Raw genomic sequence first — 17,843 nt, forward strand, 5'->3', positions numbered from 1 at the left:
ACCTCTCCCGGGTTGACTGTTATTATATTGTAGCCGCCATAATCCTCTTTTGCACGAAGGTTGGATCGGCACATAGCAGCCTGCACGCCTTCAAAATTCATTGCTTTATTGGTATGTCCATGCCCGCAAAGCATCAACTGAACATTGTAGGGACGCAAAGCATCCATCACCTCGTACCAGTTGTTAAGTGAATTATCCATGGGGTAATGATTTACGTAGATAATAGGTGTATTGGTGTCGGTTTTCTTTAACTCTTTAAAAAACCATGTAAGGTTTTCACGTGGTATCTGCCCGGGCCCCATTCGCATATTAGGACCGGAAGCAAGTCCGATGAACTTATAACCGTTGTAATCAAAACCAAACGTTTCATTTCCGAACACCCTCAAAAAATCGTTTGTCCCGCTCTCCGACCAGTTGGAATCGTGATTCCCCGGCAGGATATGCCACGGCACATCCAGATCATCCAGCAGGCATTTTGCCATTCGTAATTCGTTATAGGAACCGAATTCGGTCACATCTCCCGAGACAATCACGAAAGCAATATCCTTTTGTGAATTTATATCCTTCACTGTACGGAAAAGGTCTTCATTATTATCAGGGCTTCCAATGTGTGTGTCGGTTATAAGTGCAAATTTGAAGGCCTCAGGCTGTGCTTGGGCAAAAATGGCAATTCCTGCAAAAATGGACAAAAACAGTGAAATAAACTTCTTCATAACTTGCTTTTTTTATTGTTAGTTGTCTATTAGATATTTTAAGGCCGTACAAAAGGCTGGCTTTACAAAAGACTGGCTTCTCATAAACGACTCAGGTCATGCCAGTTCAGGCTCGACCTTTTAAGGCGGTGCAAAATACGGGCAGGGTGACCTGAGATTTTTACAGATTAATTTTGCAAATCGTAATTATATAGTGTGTTTAATTACTGATTTTAAAGAACTCGCTGAAAAATAGTATCTGGTACTTTATTGCATTTGCCCAGTAATTCCAGTCGTGAATGCCGGGGCGGGAAATGTAATCATGAGGAATGTTCCTGTACAGCAGCTCTCTGTGCAAGCGTTCATTCACTTCGTAAAAGAAATCTTCAGTCCCGCAGTCGATAATAATACTGAGCTTATTGGGAGTAAGCAGATGAAGTAAACCCATCACGGTGTTATGCTCCCATCGTTCGGGAAACTCCTGTTGTGTTCCCAATCTTTTGGCAATATCCCAGTTGTCTGGAAAGGGGCGTATGTCAACACCCCCGCTCATGCTTCCGCAAGCACCAAACTGATCCTGATTCCGGAAGGCAAGGTACAAACCGCCGTGGCCTCCCATACTAAGTCCGGTTATGGCACGTCCTTCGCGTGATGCAACAGTGTTGTAATTTTTATCTATCCATGAGATCAACTCTTCAGCGACAAAGGTCTCATACTTAAAATCAGGATCAACGGGACTGTCCATATACCAGCTTCCATATGCCCCGTCGGGACAGACAATCATCATGTCATGCTTGTCAGCCAGCTCGCTGATTACAGGAAATGCTTTCACCCAGCTGCTATAATCCCCGCTATATCCGTGTAACAGGTAAAGTACAGGAGACGGGGTATCCGCTGAGCAGGAGGTGGGGGTTATTATAACCGCCTTGATCTCTTTCTTCATTGAAGGGCTGAACACTTTTACGGTATCTACCTTAGATGCATAAAGTGTTGTAACTGAAAAAATAGCTGTTAACAACCAGCTTAAATAAAAATTTTTAGACATAACAATTTTTTTCCCCAAAGATAAGCATTCATCGGTTATCCGGCTACTTTTTCTTTTACAAATCGCAATGTTTATCAGTTGTAAATAAACTTAAACAAAGTTAAAAACACGAATGTTACAAAAAAAACATGTACATTTGCAGCGTTTTTTGGGTGTCGGGTAGTAATACCTTATAGAATAGGACTTTACGCTTAAAAATATTAAAGCTGAGCTATCCCTTATGTACATTGCAGTACAGCGTTATTGATGTTTTTTTTAGAATTAAAAAATTGTAATGTTGTTATGTTAGTCTCCTATTAGAACCAAATCATTGAACAGTATTTAGATCAAGGGTTATCCTTTGTCCTTCTACCTCCGGAATGTGTTCCGCCGAAATTTTAAAAATCGTGTCCCTAATTTTAAGATAATAATCGAAAATAATAATCAATAAATTTTCGGCAATAATAAAATTACTCTTGGTAGTTGTCTTAAAAGTGAAGATAGTGTCGCAATAGTATAATTATTATTGTTTTTTATCAAGTAAAAAACTGAAGGTATTCCACAGTTTGGCCTTTATGTTTTTTGCGATATAATAGTGTGCTGACCAGATGTCTCGAAAATATAACGAAATGTCCGTAATGTGAATTTATTCGAATCATATATAATTCAAATTTTTTATAAAGTATCAAACAACAAAAAGATGAAAACAAAAAATTTATTTTTAACCGCTGCTATTTTAATTAGCGGTTTAGTGAGTGTAAATGAGGTGATGGCTGAAGGAACTCCTGCAAATGCCGACAATGTAACTTTAAATATCAAATTCAAGCCTATTCAAACTATCTTGGTTAATCCTTCCCAAAAGAATGTGGATATTGAGTATTACACTAAGGATGACTATAACAATGGTGTTTCTGTTACAAAAGAAGACCATCTTACTGTTTTCAGTACAGGTGGATTTACGGTGTCAGTGCAGACTAATGGTGATTTCACAAAAGGAACTGAAAATATTGCAGCTTCCGATATGGTTGTTTTGGCTGAAGCCGGATCTGATAACACAAGTGGTGGGACTTTTTCTTCAGTTAACTTATCGACTACACAAACCTCACTGATTTCTTCTGAAAAAGGTGGATCGGAATTGAAATACAATATAACTTATAACAACGAAGCAGGTGGAGGATATAAATATATCGACAAATATACCCATCCTGATACCCCAGAGTCTATATATACTGCTGATGTTACCTATACAATAGTTGCAAATTAGAGGTTAAACCGGAATTCAATAAATGGGAAAGAGTGATTGTTATATCTAACTTTCCCTTTTTTAACTTTCACCTTTAAAGAATTCAGCTTTATGTTACCAGTAAAAAACAAGTCGATTTTGTGTATATGTTTTGTTACGGGAGCATTGATATTTATATCGCAGAATCTCTTTTCGCAAGTCGGTATTTCAGTCTCCCCGCCAAGGGCCTATTATAATCTTAATCCTGGGGAAACAAGCTCGCAAAAAATATATTTAAGCAATATCAGCAAAGAGCATGCGCTGAACCTGTCAATAACTTTCGGGGACTGGGAATATGACGACAAGGGTAACAACATTATGCTTCCACCCGGTTCACTTGATAACTCCTGTGCCGGATGGCTGACACTCCCCGGAGGAACATACCTTTCCCTTAAACCCGGAGAGAACCGGGAGATAGACCTAAACATGACTGTACCAATAGAAGGTATAAAAGGAGAAGTGCAGACGGCCATGCTCTATGTAACTCAAATGAATCCCCTTGATGGCGCTGATTCACAAGGTGCAGCCATAAAAATTAATGTCCGCCAAGGGGTTAAGATATACAGAAGAAGTAGCATTCCGGAGATAAAAAAACTGGAAATAGAGAATCTTGGTTTAGACCGGGAGAACGGATCTATTTATCTGATTTTCACTAACTGTGGCAATATATGGATAAACGGAAAGGTTAGCAGCAGCCTTTTTAACAAGTCCACAGGTAATGAGGTTGAATTAGAGCCGATAGATTTTTATACATTGCCGGGAGATAAACGTACCTTGAGTATTCCTATGACAAAACCTCTGGTGAAGGGCGATTTTATTGCAACCGTAATGCTCGATTATGGTGATAAAACAACAATTGAAGCTGCAGAGCTGGTGTTTAGCAATGAGTAAAAAAATTCCACATATATTGCTGTTCTTATCAGTTGCAGCTATGTCGTACGGGCAGCTAATGTTCAACGGCTGGAGCCATAACTACCTGAATGTATATTCCTATAATGGAGCAGTGGCTGCAGATGGGTTTACCATGGGTTTTACTTATATTGGAACCAACCTGAATATTCCCGGGTGGAAACTGTCTGTCAGGATAATTGAACCTTTCACCGCAGGTAATAAAGCTTTCCCTTTGAAGCGACTAAGCCTGGTCCCGGTATATACTGAAGGTCGAGCAAATAATCCGGGACCACTACCAACCGTTCAACAGATAGGTATGATATCTCCGGTTATCCTTTCAGATGATAACGAGGTATTTCTGGTGCCCTCTTCCAACGCTCCTCTATACAACGTGAGCCAGTGGAATTCATATTATAATCTCAGAATGGTATTTGATTTTGTAGTTGCAGGAGGTGGATATCTTAACTCTCTAAGGAATAAGATATTTAACGGAGTTTTAAGGTTTACAGCTTACCGGTCGGATAATAGTGTTATCGGATATCAGGATGTTTTTTTTATTATTCATGTCCATAGACTCTCAGGCACACTTCCACCCGAAAACGAGTATTCAATACGTGTTTCGGCTGAAGCATCAAACGGATTACTTGAACTAAACAGTATGGACGATTATATTCATGGTAAAAATGTTACGTACAGCGATGGCTTGTTGGTTACAGCAACAACAGATTACCAGATATCTGTCAGATCTACAGATGCAAACTTCTCATCATTAGAAGGAAGTTCCCTACCTCTTGATGTAGTGAAGCTGCATCTTTCAGGAAGTGCCGGAACTTCTGTCCCTGCAACCTTATCAACCGAATCGAAAACCATATTCCGGGGTGTGTCAACTGGGAATGAAACAGCAACTTTTAATATCATATATTCTACACAGCCTAATGATTACCGGCTTTATGATGCATCATCAAACCTGTATGGAACATCTCTGATTTATGAAATAACGCCTCAATAATAATGTGCTCCCCCGAATACTTAATTCTATCATTTAAAGCACTGTTAATTGCGTTGCTTATATCCCGGGGTATGAATGCCCAATCGCTAGTTCCGGTTGAGCTTGAAATACGTGAATCGTCTCTTAATGGGCAGGTTATTAATCATATAATTAAAGCTACAAACAATACGAATGATACCTTGCGAGGAGTGATAAAAATTAATTCCGAAGCAGGCATAATTTCACGGCCGGAACGAAAGGTGTTACTGTTGCCGGGAGATTCACTGTTTGTTTCATACAAACTTACAGTAGAAACATGGATGAGAGCCGGGAGGAGGGCCGTAAGCTATGATTTTGTAAACGATGATGGGATTAAGCTGGCAAACAAGGAGATTTTCAAGGAGGTGGAAGAGAAATCGATACTTTTTTTAATGGCTGACCCTACGCCTGTTATGGTTGTTCACCCCATAGATTCGGTACATGTTCAGGTAACTGTAAGTAATAACGGAAATACTGTTGAAAAGGTGACTATGGTATTTAATGTGCCAAATCTGAGAGGGGCGCATACCTTTACCGAACAGTGTGATATCCTGGTCCCTGGAGAAAGTAAAAGATTTTTATTCAGCTTTGTTCCCAGCGACAACCTGCTTGCATCAAGCCAGTTCCCTGTATATGTAACAGGAATGAAAGGGAGTGAGAAAACCTTGTTCGGCAATAAAACCATATCTGTCCAAAACGTGCATTGTTCAGGCAGGTACATTGACACTCCTCCCTACAATTCAACTATACCCGGAATAACAGCCACGGAAAATGCTATATCGCTAAGCTATAAACAGTATAATTCATCATTAAACATGATTCAGGTTCATGGCAGAGGTCACTTAAACCTGCCTGCAGGATATCTGCAGCTTCAAGGCAATATAAACAAATACAATGCCCAATCTACACCGCTGGTCACCAACACTTCGCTGATGTATAAACTTTACGAAAATGAATTCATCATAGGTAATATAAGTGAACAGACGGAACTACCTATGTTCGGAAGAGGAGCAAAAGCAATGTTTTCTGATAGAAACAGTAACAAAAGGTTGATAATTGGCGCTATTGATCAGAATTTTAACTTGCTTGGGAGCCAGCCTTGGTTTTCAAACTACTATTCTATATATCTACAGAGCGAACTGGGTGCAAATAATCATAACAAGGGTGCAAAAATAAGCTATATATACCAGAAAAATCCTTATGAGAGTGCATATTTTCATGTTGCAGGAATGGAGCTTAGAAGCGGTATAGGGCAAAACTGGAATATATTTCTAAAAGGGTACGGAACAATTGGTAAATACAGTATGAAAAGCGGTAACAGGTTTTCAGGAGCTGCAGAATTTTTTTATCGAGGAAGAATTACACGCGACTTCACATTAAATGGCGAAGGATATTTCAGCGATGCTTATTTCCCGGGTAACAGAAAGGGAACAGCCTCATTTTCCCAGGGAGCAAATATTAAACTCAGTAACGAGCTGCATTTAAGCGGGAGTGTCTCATACAGTAAGATTAAACCAAAATCGTATGGTCATAGTTACAATTATCAATCGGAGAATAGTTATGGAAATATAACTATGTCGTTACCAGCTCATAAAAGGTTATCGTCATTGATTTATTACCAGCATCAGGGAGAAAGTAATCCGTCACGGGTGCTTTCTCCCATGGTGCCGGCAGGAAGTAAAAATTTGCAGATGAAGTCGCATCGCCTGGGGTGGCAGTGGGGATGGCAAAGCCGGGATATCGCTTATTCTCTGTTGGGCACACTCGATGGAGGGTTTTTTAAAAACCCTCTGGGAGATGATATGCAATACCAGACAAGGGCAACCATAAGTTATTCATATCAGTGGCTTGATCTGAATGCCACTTACCAAAATGGTGCTTATTATCTTTACGAGTATATGATGTCGAGAGGCCTTAATGAGCGATTTAGACGCTTCACAGCCTCAGCTTCAGCCAACAAAAAGCTTTCCAATAAACTATTTCTATCAGCAGGTATTAACTATAGTAAAGATAAATACCAGGGAGGCGTACCATCTGCACATATTAATATTAACTATATTCCAAAAAGCAATATTAATTTGTTCCTTAATTCATATTGGTACAGGTACGCTTATGGTGCGCATGGCAGAGGCGATATATTCAACGCACAGGTTGGTGTTACCTTTAAACTTGGAGGAACGCAGCCAATGAGCGGAAGAAAAAGCCGTGTGGCAGCACGGATATTTTATGACATTAATGCCAATGGTAAATTTGACGATGATGAAAAAACTGCCGGTAAATATTTGTTGAATATTGGTGAGAAGGTGTTTATTTCTGATGAGGAAGGGAAAGTCTCTTATTCTCTGGTACCTTATGGAAAGTACTGTATAAAGCCTTTTGAAACAGGAAGATGGTTTTTTGATCCAAAAGAGGTTGTCGTTAACGGTTCAAGAACTGTAATAGATATTCCTCTCAAAGAGAGCGGATCATTGCAGGGCGGCGTTAAATATTTATCTGATAAACAATATGATGATTTTATTCCGAGGTATGAAGGGCTGATGTTTACCATCATGAATAGTAGTGGCTCTGTTATTCAGACTGTGGTTACCGATAACAAAGGTAAATTTCTCACATTTTTACCTGTTGGGGAGTATACAATAATTCTCGATCAAAATACGCTTGCTGAACATACTTACTGTGAAAAGCCAACACAACTGTTCAGGGTTGAAGCAGGAGAAACAACTCGAATCCCGCTTTTCAGAATCGAGATAAAAAAGAGAAAGGTAAATATTAAACGTTTTTACGCTGCTCAATAGTGTCTGAATCTGACCATGTGCTGTGGACATTCGAGTGAATCTGACATGGTGTCTGAATCAGTAGTGTTTGAATCTGATCCGTGACTCATCCGAAGCCGGATTCTTTTTTATTTTTTCCTCTTTTTCTGCTTTTTGTTTTCCTTGAAATGAATCATTTGTGATTCAATTCCGTATGCCGTGATATAGTTGTTGATGATTTCAAGAAATTTCGCACCAAAACGTTCTGCTTTAACCTTTCCGAAACCATGAATTTTCAGTAGATCTTTTTCTGTCTCCGGCAGGTAATCGGCCATTTGTACCAGTGTCTTTACGGATGCCACAATATATACCGGCAGATTTTCCTCTTTGCTGATGTGGTTGCGGAGTTGAACCAGTTCACTTAAAAGTTCGGGGTGGTTCGATTTTAATTGTGTTCCGGTGCTGTCGCGGCTGTACGATGTGAGGGAGAAAGGGGGTTTCCTGAACTGACTGCGAGCCTTGTAGTACGACTCTACGCTGAAGTCATTGGCTGTGGCGGAAATCAGATGTGTTTTCAGGGCTGCAGCTGCAAACAGGGAAGTGATGTCATCATCGTATTCCTTTGCATTAGCCCTATTGTCGGTGGTTGCTGCAGATTCCTGTAACGTCCGCAACAATGTTTCAATTTTTTCGTTGAAATATAAGGAGGATGCACGAATCCGTTTTGTAAGAAAAACCTTGTCGACAGGTGTTTGCCGGATGATATGCTGCAGTTGTATTCTGAATTTACTGGCTACCTGTTCCAGTTCAGTTAACTTATTACAGACTTCACCCACGAAGGGAACAGTTTCTTCACTGAAGGAAGACTCGTTTTCCTTTGTATCGGAGTACCACGAGCGTGCTGTTTGAAGAATCGGATCAAAGTTGTATAGTTGAAGCAGTAAGTTAATTTTGAACTGTTCCTTTGCCAATTGAAGCTCTTCGGCAACATGGTTTTCATCGGGTTTTGACGAGGAGAACCGGACAACCTGTTCGTCTACCTCTATGCTGTAGCGGTTAATAGGGCTTTTCAGCACCAAGCTGTCAAGCGATCGGCAACGGCTTAGCGCCACATACACCTGTCCCGGTGAAAAGGCTTTTCCAGCATCGATAATTGCATTATCGAATGTGAGCCCCTGACTTTTATGAATTGTAATGGCCCAGGCAAGCCGAAGGGGAATTTGTTTGCAAGTGCCTATTATCTCCTCTTCCACCGCGTTGGTCTCGGGATTGGTAGTGTAGCGGATATTTTCCCATATTACGGGTGAAACGGTGATCTCATCTTTGTCGCCCGGACAGAGCACGGTTACGCTCTCTTCCATGATGCGGGTGATCTTGCCTATTTTCCCGTTGAAATAACGTCGTGGTACCTCCATGTCGTTTTTCACGAACATCACTTTAGCTCCCTCTTTAAGTTCGAGATTCATATCGGTGGGAAAAGCGTTCACAGGGAATTCACCTTTAACAACAGCTTTGAATTGGTGAACGGTTGTTTTGATTTTTTCCAATTCGGCGCTGTTGATCGCATCTGCGCTGAAGTTATGCGTGGTAAGCGTGATATAATTCTCATCTGGTGATGGGTTAAAATGCGGATCATAACGGCTTTGCAGCAGGTTGAACCCTTCTGGTGAAAGAGAATCGTTCCTCACCTGGTTCAATAAGTCAATAAAAAGGTTATCTGACTGACGGAATATCTTGTCGAACTCCACGTAAACCGGCGGATGCTCCTGAATGGACTGACTGTGGAAAAAATATATTCCCCGGTAATAATCCGACAAAATCCTCCACTCATCGGCCTTGGCCACTGGTGACAGTTGGTACATGTCCCCTATAAAAACCATCTGTACGCCACCGAAGGGCTCCGAGTGCCTGTGGCGTACACTGCGAAGAACCGTATCTATGGCATCCAGTACATCAGCCCGCACCATGCTGACTTCATCAATAACCAACACTTCCAGTTCACGGATCACGCGACGGCGGGCACTGTTCATTTTAATGCGGGCGATCAGCGATTCGCGTCCGGCAGGAGTCGGTGTGAACGGGGTAAATGGCAACTGGAAGGACGAATGGATAGTTGCCCCGCCGGCATTGATAGCCGCCACGCCCGTCGGCGCCACCACGGCTGTCTGTTTAGTAGTCTCGGCACAAAACTGGTGCAGGAAAGTTGTTTTACCCGTGCCGGCTTTTCCGGTAATAAAAATATTCCTGCCGGTGTGGGTTACAAATTCTTTCGCACATTCATATGGAGTAGGACAGGACATATCTTACCTTATAAAGCGACTTCGCTACCATTACATTCTTTCGGGAACATCAATACCAAATAGTTTCATCCCTTTTTTTACGGTCAATGCAATATTTTTTGAGAGTGCCAGCCGGAAATCACGCAGCGCTATGTTCTCTTCGCGAAGGATGGAGTATTCGTGGTAGAACTGGTTGTACTCCTTCACCATATCGTACACATAGTTGCCGATTAGTGATACGTTGTACTCTTCTCCGGCTTGTTTCACAATTGCCCCGAATTCAGACAGCATCTGTACTAAGCCTTCCTCTTTTTCCGATAACGGTATTGATCCGCTTAGCTTTTCAGGAATTACAATACCTTGCTCTTCCGCTTTGCGCAAAACTGATTTGATGCGGGCGTGGGTGTACTGAATAAACGGACCGGTATTACCATTGAAATCGATTGACTCTTTCGGATTAAATGTCATATTTTTCTTCGGATCCACCTTCAGGATGAAGTATTTGAGTGCGCCCATCCCCACCATGCGGGAAATAGCTTCTGCCTCTTCTGGCGACACATCATCAAGCTTTCCAAGCTCTTTTGAAGTTTCCCTGGCGGTTTCAATCATCTCAACCATAAGGTCGTCGGCATCTACCACAGTCCCTTCGCGCGATTTCATTTTCCCTTCAGGCAGTTCCACCATTCCGTAGGAAAAATGTATCAGTCCTTTTCCGAACTCGAACCCCAGCATATCCAGCAGTATTGAAAGCACCTGAAAATGATAATTCTGCTCGTTGCCCACAACGTAAATCATCGTGTCAATGGGGTAATCATCGAAACGCAGTTTTGCAGTACCAATATCCTGTGTCATATATACAGAGGTGCCGTCAGCACGAAGCAGGAGCTTATGATCCAAACCGTAAGTAGTTAGGTCGGCCCATACAGAATCATCCTCTTTCTGGTAGAAAAGCCCTTTCTCCAGACCTCTTAATACTTCCTTTTTTCCTGCCAGGTAGGTTTCCGATTCATAATAGATCTTGTCAAACGAGACACCCATCTGATGATATGTTTCATCGAAGCCTTCATATACCCATCTGTTCATTTTCTTCCAGAGGCTTACAGTTTCTTCATCACCGGCCTCCCACTTTCTGAGCATTTCACGTGCTTCCTCCATCAGTTGCGACTGTTCCTCGGCCTGCTCCTTAGTCAGCCCGTTATCCTGTAATACGGCCTGCTCTGCTTTATATTTTTTGTCGAATAATACGTAATAGTCCCCGATGAGATGATCTCCCTTTTTTCCCGATGATTCCGGTGTTTCTCCATAGCCCCATTTTAGCCACGCCAGCATCGACTTGCAAATATGGATACCCCGGTCGTTCACGATATTGGTTTTAACCACCCGTTTACCATTAGCTTTCAATACTTCGCTCAGTGAGTGTCCAAGCAGGTTGTTGCGTACGTGACCAAGGTGAAGTGGTTTGTTGGTGTTGGGTGAGGAGTATTCCACCATATAGAGTGGTGCATCATCGGCCACCGGTGTGAAGCCGTATTCTGGCTGTGCGTTAATATATTCGAGCAGTTTTACCCATGTGTCTGAAGCGATGCTCAGGTTAAGAAACCCTTTTATTACATTGAATTCAGCGATGATGGGAGATTTTTTTGCCAGATAGGTACCAATCTCCTGCGCTGTCTGTTCAGGATTTTTTTTCGATATTTTAAGCAGGGGAAATGTTACCAGCGTGTAGTGTCCTTTAAACTCTTTTTTTGTCTTCTGCAGAGTTATCTGCGACGTTTCCACATCTGTACCATAAAGTTCCCTGATTGCTCCTTTGATAGCCTCCTGGAGTATCTGTTCAATATTCATACGATTAAAGCTTTTATTTTCACTGAAGTTAGTCGTTTTCTACACTTTAAAACAGTAAAAAAACAGTTTTTACTGTTCGTCAGATTATCGAAAATATTTTTGTATGCTAATTTGTGTGAAAGGCTTTTATTCCCATTTCATACAAATGTTGTCTCTCAATTGAATGGACAAAGGTAAGAAAAATGGAAGAAAGTTCACAGATTCTTCACTATATCCTGAATAACCAGTCCTGAGAGGGTGAATCCGAATACGGCAGTTACCTGCACCATGGTTCCGTTAATCTGCGCTTTCCGGAAACTGCCATGCTCGCCGGCATCTGTCAACACATCCTCCCCCCTGTTATTAAGCAGCTCTTCGCTGTAGACGCAGAGTATGGGCTTTTGCGGCTTCCCTTCTTTTCGCATCCGCTGACGCAGAGCCGATGCCAGTTTGCAGCCACGTACTTTCCAGAATTCCGCTACGTGAATCTTCTGCGGATCTATCTTGAGCGCTGCACCCATCGACGAGAACAGGGTTGCACCGGTTTTTGAGGCTGTAATGAGGAGATGAACCTTGTTGGAAAGGGAGTCGATTGCATCTATAATATAGTCGTACTCTTCAAGGTGAAACGAACCGGACGATGCGGCATTATAAATTTCAGGTATTGTATTTATGATTGCATGTGGATTTATTTCTGTCAGTCGCATTTTTAACACATTTACCTTAAGCTCTCCAATTGTTCCTGTGGTAGCCGGCAGTTGACGGTTTATGTTTGCTGCTGCAACTCTGTCTGAATCCACGATGGTAAGATGCATGATACCGCTTCGTATCAACCCCTCGGCACACCAGCTACCAACGCCTCCAACCCCAAAAAGAATTACTTTTTTTGTGGTGATAGCTTGCATTGCATCTTTTCCTATAAGCAGCTCTGTACGGGCAAATATTTCGTTATACTCCATACCAGGATTAAATAGCGTGCAAAAGTAGTAATAAATCAGATAAAAACAGGCTATCAGAATAGAAATAAGTCTCTAAGAATTGAATATCAGGTAATGTTCCCTGACGGGGAGTACAAATAAAAGAGGGTGGAATCACATTGTGAAACACCCTCAGCGTTATAATACGTGGAATAATTTTTTAGTAGTACCTGTCGTTTTTGGGCTCGAAGTAAGCCTGGGGATGCAGACAGGTAGGGCATGTCTTCGGAGCTTTTTTGCTCTTGATGACAAAACCGCAATTACGGCACTGCCACTCTATCTCCTCTTCACGGGCGAATACTGTATCATTTTCAACATGGTTCAGCAGCTTCAGGTACTGCTCTTCGTGAATTGCCTCTGCCTTGGCAATCATTCGATACATTGTGGCGATCTCCTTGAATCCTTCTTCTTCGGCTATATCAGCAAACTTAGGATACATTTCGGCCCACTCTTCGTTTTCACCTTCAGCTGCAGCCTTTAGATTCTCTGCAGTGGTGCCGATCACTCCCGCAGGGAAGGCAGCGGTAATTTCTACCATTCCACCTTCTAGATATTTGAACATACGTTTTGCATGCTCCTGTTCTTGGTTGGCAGTATCCTGAAAAATGGCGGCAATCTGTTCAAAGCCCTCTTTTTTTGCCTGTTTGGCAAAATAGGTATAACGCATTCTGGCTTGCGACTCTCCTGCAAATGACTGCATCAGGTTTTTTTCGGTTTGTGTTCCCTTTACACTTTTCATAAGTTTTAGTTTATTTGTTTTTATTAATCCTTTCAGTATCGTCAGCTTACAAAAATAATCATTTTTGAGATTAAAATAAAAAAATAAAAGGGTAGCATTATTTATTTAGAATGATTATAAATATATGAACTATTTCGTTAAGCTAAATGAGCAGAGGACAAATTTATTTGGGCTATGCCATAGCGAGAAATAGTCTAACCTTAGTGAAGCATTGTTCCGGCATATTTAATAAAAACGGTTTCACTCCAGTTCGCTTAATTCGAGCCAACGCATAGTTTTTTCATCAATCAGCTGCATGATCTCCGACAGGTGGTTTGATTTGTTCATCAGTTCATCAGGGGAAAGGCTCCCTGATGATAGTTCGCTGCCTATGCACTCTTTCTCAGACTCCAGTGCTTCAATCTCCTGTTCCAGTGCTTCAAACTCCTTTTTCTCCCTGAATGTGAGCTTCCTTTTTTCCTCAGTTTTTTTTCTATGCTGATTAGTATCAGGTTTAGAAATACGGCTCATTTCGGATTGTATCTTATCATTCTCTGATTTCCATTCCCTGTATTGTGTGTAGTTCCCTGGAAAATCACTTATCTGGGCATCTCCTTGAAAAACAAGCAAGTGATCCACCACTTTATCCATGAAGAACCGGTCGTGAGATACCACGATAAGGCATCCTTTGAAGTTGGCAAGATACTCTTCCAAGATATTAAGTGTGATGATATCCAGATCGTTGGTTGGCTCGTCCAGAACTAAGAAATTGGGATTTCTGATCAGCACAGTGCAGAGATAGAGGCGCCTTTTTTCACCGCCGCTGAGCCTGTACACGTAGTTATGTTGTTTCTCGGGGGGGAAGAGAAAATGTTGCAGGAACTGCGAGGCGGTGAGGTGATTACCATTGCCGAGGTCAATAACTTCAGCTATATTCTGTACCACTTCAATCACTTTCATCTGCTCATCAAACAACAATCCTTCCTGACTGTAATAACCGAAATTCACTGTCTCGCCAATCTCGAAGCTGCCGCTATCAGGCTGCTCCTCGTTTAGGAGCATCTTAACAAAGGTAGATTTACCTGTACCGTTATTCCCTACTATTCCCATCTTCTCGTAGCGTGAAAAGATATAGCTGAAATCTTCCGTGATCTTTATATCGCCAAAGCGTTTACTTACGTTCTTTGCTTCAAAGATCTTATTCCCGATATACACACCTTTTGCTGCCAGGCGTATATTTTGGCCTTCACGCCGGTGTCGGGCTCTCTCTTCGAGTGAGTGGAATGCATCAATGCGTGATTTAGCCTTTGTGCCGCGTGCCTGAGGCTGTCTATTCATCCATTCCAGCTCTTTTCGCATCAGGTTCCTTGCTCTGTCTGTCTCGGTGTTCTGTGCAGATACTCGTTCATCGCGTTTTTCCAGATAATAAGAAAAGTTACCCTTATAGGAAAATAGTTGTTTTTCATCTATCTCAAGTATCTGCGTGCAGATTCTATCCAAAAAATAGCGATCGTGTGTTACCATGAGCAGACTCATGCTGTTCCGTGAGAGGAACTCCTCAAGCCACTCCACCATTTCAAGATCGAGGTGGTTTGTCGGCTCGTCCATAAACAACAGCTCCGGTTCGCTGATAAGCACATTTGCCAGCGCCACCCTCTTTATCTGTCCTCCCGATAGCTCGCCCATTTTCTGATGCAGGTTGGTGATCTTCAGCTGCGATAAAATTTGTTTGATACGTTGTTCATAATCCCAGGCATGATGTAAATCCATCTCGGTAAGTACCTCATCGAGCCCATCCTGACTACTGGAGGAGATTATCTCTTCATACCGGGATATCAGTTTCACTATATCGGTGCCGGTACTGAAACAAGCTTCAAGTACCGTCAGGTTTGGGTCGAACCGGGGAGATTGTTTCAGATATGCAAACCGGATATCATTACGGAATACTACCCTTCCATTGTCGTAAGACTCCTGGCCAGCAATAATATTCAGCAGGGTGGTCTTGCCCGATCCGTTCCGGGCAATCAGTCCTATCTTGTCGCCTTCAGCAATACCGAAAGAGATTTCACTGAAGAGAAGGAGGTCTCCAAAGCTTTTGGTGAGTGAGTCTATCTGCAGGAGTGGGGTGGGCATCTATCAATAATTTTTACAAAAATACAAAAAACTATTGACATAAGTTGCCAGGCTTTTCCTGTGTCATTGCCGATTTTTCTCAAGACGGACAAAAATCAATGATAGCTATCAGAACTTCCACCTCAGGTAGCTGAACAGGTCGGTACGGCTATTGCCGTTAATCTTTTCCGTGCCGCTTCCGATAGTATCACGGTTGAAATAGTGTGTGTATCCTGCTTTCACGGAAAATGACAGATTTGTGGCAATATTATATTTTGCCGAGATTGCCAGCCGGTATCCTCGTCCGTAGAATGAAGGCATGTAGAATGTATTAAGCAGATTTCGTTCATACGAGTAGAGCCGTGCGTTATAGGTGTCAGCACTGAAGTAAGCCAGATATATATCGCCGGTGATTCGCCCTTTGCCTCGGTAACCTGTATTTTGGGAGATCATAAATCCGTTTTCAGCTGGTGAATGTTTTTCCGTATAATGTGCCATATCGGCTGTTGTCCGAAAATTCCACCCGTTTTTGAGCTCGTGAACATACCGCAGGCGGAGTTTATGTGTGGCATAGGGCAGTACCAAAGCAACCGGTTCACCGGGAATGCGCCTGTTCTTCTCCTTCTGTTTGTATCTGTAGCGGATATCCAGTGAATTTTGGCGAGATATTGCATAATTGCCCAGAAAATAGTATTCCACTGCTTTTGAGGGAGTGTCTATGCCAAAATTAAGCCATGGAATACGTATAAAGTCGATATACGTGTCAACCGAAAACTTCCGGAAAGGGCTAAAGGCACTGCCCAAAAATAGACCCTTTTCGTTCTGCACCCTGCTCCCTTCAGAAAAAGCCTGTCCATACGGAGAATTGTATGAGATAGGGAAATATCGGTGCAACAACGTAAAGGAGAGAGTTTGCGAGGGACGGTATTGTGCCGTGTTCAGTGTGGCTATAGCTCCGTTTTTAGCTATTGCTGTTTCCCCGGCAAAGATAAATCCGGGGAGTTGACAGGAATAGTCCACACTTGCGTTAGCATGCGAAGAGCCCCTCTGATAGTAGATGTTGTAATTCTGTTCCGGTGGGTTATATACTCTGTCATAAGTATTGTATAATCCGCTTATACCGACCCGTATCCCTTCTTTCCTGAAGTTGATATTTCCCCCTACCACTTGTTCCCGGGTATTCTTTTTCTTATCAATCTCCAGAGGTGTGCGATGCAATCCGTCGGTTTTGAACGAAGTGATTTCACCATCACCGGAAAGGTTTGCGTCAATGCGTCTGTTGGAATAGAAGGCCGTTACAGATATCTTGTCATACTCATAAACAGCTGCCATCCCTCTGAAAAAACCGCTTTCGGCAGTAGAAAAGTGGCGTTTCGGATGTTGTGTACGCCGTGCGATATTATCGTTGCTCCATGCCTTACTTACCATAAAATCGTTATTAAGAATCAATCCCTGGCCGAAAGATAGGCGGTAGTCACCCAGTGCAATTGTTCTTAATCTCCCCATATCATTTATGATCATATGAATTCCGTAATGGTCGTACCCTTTAGGATGATCTGATTTAAAAAAAGGCTCTCCGGCATCTTTTTCGGCAGTCATACCCAACTGTACTTTATCTCGGTAACGAAAAGAGTATCTGAGTGATGTATAAAAATCCTCACCGCAATATTTTCGGTTAGGGTAGCGTTCAAGAATACTATCAGGAAACTCGCCGTAACCGGCACGGGGTGTAACTGTTTTGTCGAGTCGGAATTGAAGCTCGTTTAATCCTTTTTTCGCTATCCCGGGCAACGACAGTTTAGCTGTGGTTTTATCTGTTTCTCCCGTATAGAAGAAAGGGAGAATTAATTCAACAGTCTTTATATCCAGGCGAGGTACGTTCCTAAGCTCGTAAACTGTGTATAGGGGTCGGTTTTTCTCAAGAAAACCCATAATGGTATTAATCTCCTCAATCGAAAGGAGAGGAAATTGTTCCAGCTGATCGCGAGTTATGCTGTTCAGGTTCATCTGATTATTTTCCAGATAGAGTAACTCTTCATATATGTTCTCAATGGTGGTTTCACTTATCCCTTCTTCCTCAGCCATATGCTCCACATATATGCGCCAATTTGAATCCTGGGAATATATGCCGGCAATGGATCCAATAATGAATAAGAAGAGAGTAAATATTTTCATGTACTTCATTACGGATACTCAATTTAGGGTTTACTAAAGTTAGACTATTTACAAATATAACCCATTATTTTATGTTTTCACAAACAAAT

The 17,843-nt window shown here is 42.0% G+C and carries 12 protein-coding genes; 4 read left to right on the forward strand and 8 right to left on the reverse strand.

The genetic code is table 11. The features are described from left to right. A partial coding sequence (locus tag B3B27_RS00395; RefSeq protein ID WP_286846473.1) for a metallophosphoesterase family protein occupies nucleotides 1–713 on the reverse strand: 713 nt, incomplete at its 3' end. A gap of 199 nt (nucleotides 714–912) precedes the next feature. Further along, entirely contained in the window at nucleotides 913–1,737 is an 825-nt protein-coding gene (locus B3B27_RS00400) for an alpha/beta hydrolase (protein ID WP_238868259.1), read from the reverse strand. A 679-nt stretch (nucleotides 1,738–2,416) separates the two neighbouring features. Between B3B27_RS00400 and B3B27_RS00405 the strand changes: the two genes are divergently transcribed. The 4 genes from B3B27_RS00405 (at nucleotide 2,417) to B3B27_RS00420 (ending at nucleotide 7,711) form a co-directional block, all read left to right on the forward strand. Next, nucleotides 2,417–2,980, forward strand: a complete 564-nt coding sequence (locus B3B27_RS00405; protein WP_286832829.1) for a hypothetical protein — start codon at nucleotides 2,417–2,419, stop codon at nucleotides 2,978–2,980. A 90-nt stretch (nucleotides 2,981–3,070) separates the two neighbouring features. Next, complete coding sequence (locus tag B3B27_RS00410; RefSeq protein WP_238868257.1) at nucleotides 3,071–3,889, forward strand: fimbrial biogenesis chaperone; 819 nt, start codon at nucleotides 3,071–3,073, stop codon at nucleotides 3,887–3,889. Further along, entirely contained in the window at nucleotides 3,882–4,898 is a 1,017-nt protein-coding gene (locus tag B3B27_RS00415; RefSeq protein ID WP_238868256.1) for a hypothetical protein, read from the forward strand. The genes B3B27_RS00410 and B3B27_RS00415 overlap by 8 nt, the downstream gene beginning before the upstream one ends. Before the next feature lie 71 nt (nucleotides 4,899–4,969). Then, nucleotides 4,970–7,711 (forward strand): carboxypeptidase-like regulatory domain-containing protein, encoded by a 2,742-nt coding sequence (locus B3B27_RS00420; protein WP_238868255.1) that lies wholly within the window; start codon nucleotides 4,970–4,972, stop codon nucleotides 7,709–7,711. A 107-nt stretch (nucleotides 7,712–7,818) separates the two neighbouring features. On the opposite strand, the gene B3B27_RS00425 is transcribed toward B3B27_RS00420, so the two are convergent. The 6 genes from B3B27_RS00425 to B3B27_RS00450 all read right to left on the reverse strand — a co-directional run bounded on the left by B3B27_RS00425 (nucleotide 7,819) and on the right by B3B27_RS00450 (nucleotide 17,763). Beyond that, nucleotides 7,819–9,969, reverse strand: a complete 2,151-nt coding sequence (locus B3B27_RS00425; protein ID WP_286846474.1) for an HRDC domain-containing protein — start codon at nucleotides 9,967–9,969, stop codon at nucleotides 7,819–7,821. A gap of 30 nt (nucleotides 9,970–9,999) precedes the next feature. Continuing rightward, the gene (gene argS, locus B3B27_RS00430; protein ID WP_238868253.1) at nucleotides 10,000–11,793 is read right to left on the reverse strand and encodes an arginine--tRNA ligase; all 1,794 of its coding nucleotides are present in this window, start codon (nucleotides 11,791–11,793) and stop codon (nucleotides 10,000–10,002) included. Between the two features lie 194 nt (nucleotides 11,794–11,987). Beyond that, on the reverse strand, nucleotides 11,988–12,731 hold the full coding sequence (locus B3B27_RS00435; RefSeq protein ID WP_238868252.1) for a tRNA threonylcarbamoyladenosine dehydratase: 744 nt from the start codon (nucleotides 12,729–12,731) through the stop codon (nucleotides 11,988–11,990). A 178-nt stretch (nucleotides 12,732–12,909) separates the two neighbouring features. Beyond that, the gene (rbr, locus tag B3B27_RS00440; protein WP_286846475.1) at nucleotides 12,910–13,488 is read right to left on the reverse strand and encodes a rubrerythrin; all 579 of its coding nucleotides are present in this window, start codon (nucleotides 13,486–13,488) and stop codon (nucleotides 12,910–12,912) included. A 240-nt stretch (nucleotides 13,489–13,728) separates the two neighbouring features. Then, the gene (locus tag B3B27_RS00445) at nucleotides 13,729–15,600 is read right to left on the reverse strand and encodes an ABC-F family ATP-binding cassette domain-containing protein (protein WP_286846477.1); all 1,872 of its coding nucleotides are present in this window, start codon (nucleotides 15,598–15,600) and stop codon (nucleotides 13,729–13,731) included. 108 nt (nucleotides 15,601–15,708) lie between these two features. Then, nucleotides 15,709–17,763 (reverse strand): helix-hairpin-helix domain-containing protein, encoded by a 2,055-nt coding sequence (locus B3B27_RS00450; protein ID WP_286846478.1) that lies wholly within the window; start codon nucleotides 17,761–17,763, stop codon nucleotides 15,709–15,711. Nucleotides 17,764–17,843: the final 80 nt, after the last annotated feature.

The sequence above is a fragment of the Proteiniphilum sp. UBA5463 genome (assembly GCF_002427225.1).
GTDB lineage: Bacteria > Bacteroidota > Bacteroidia > Bacteroidales > Dysgonomonadaceae > Proteiniphilum > Proteiniphilum propionicum.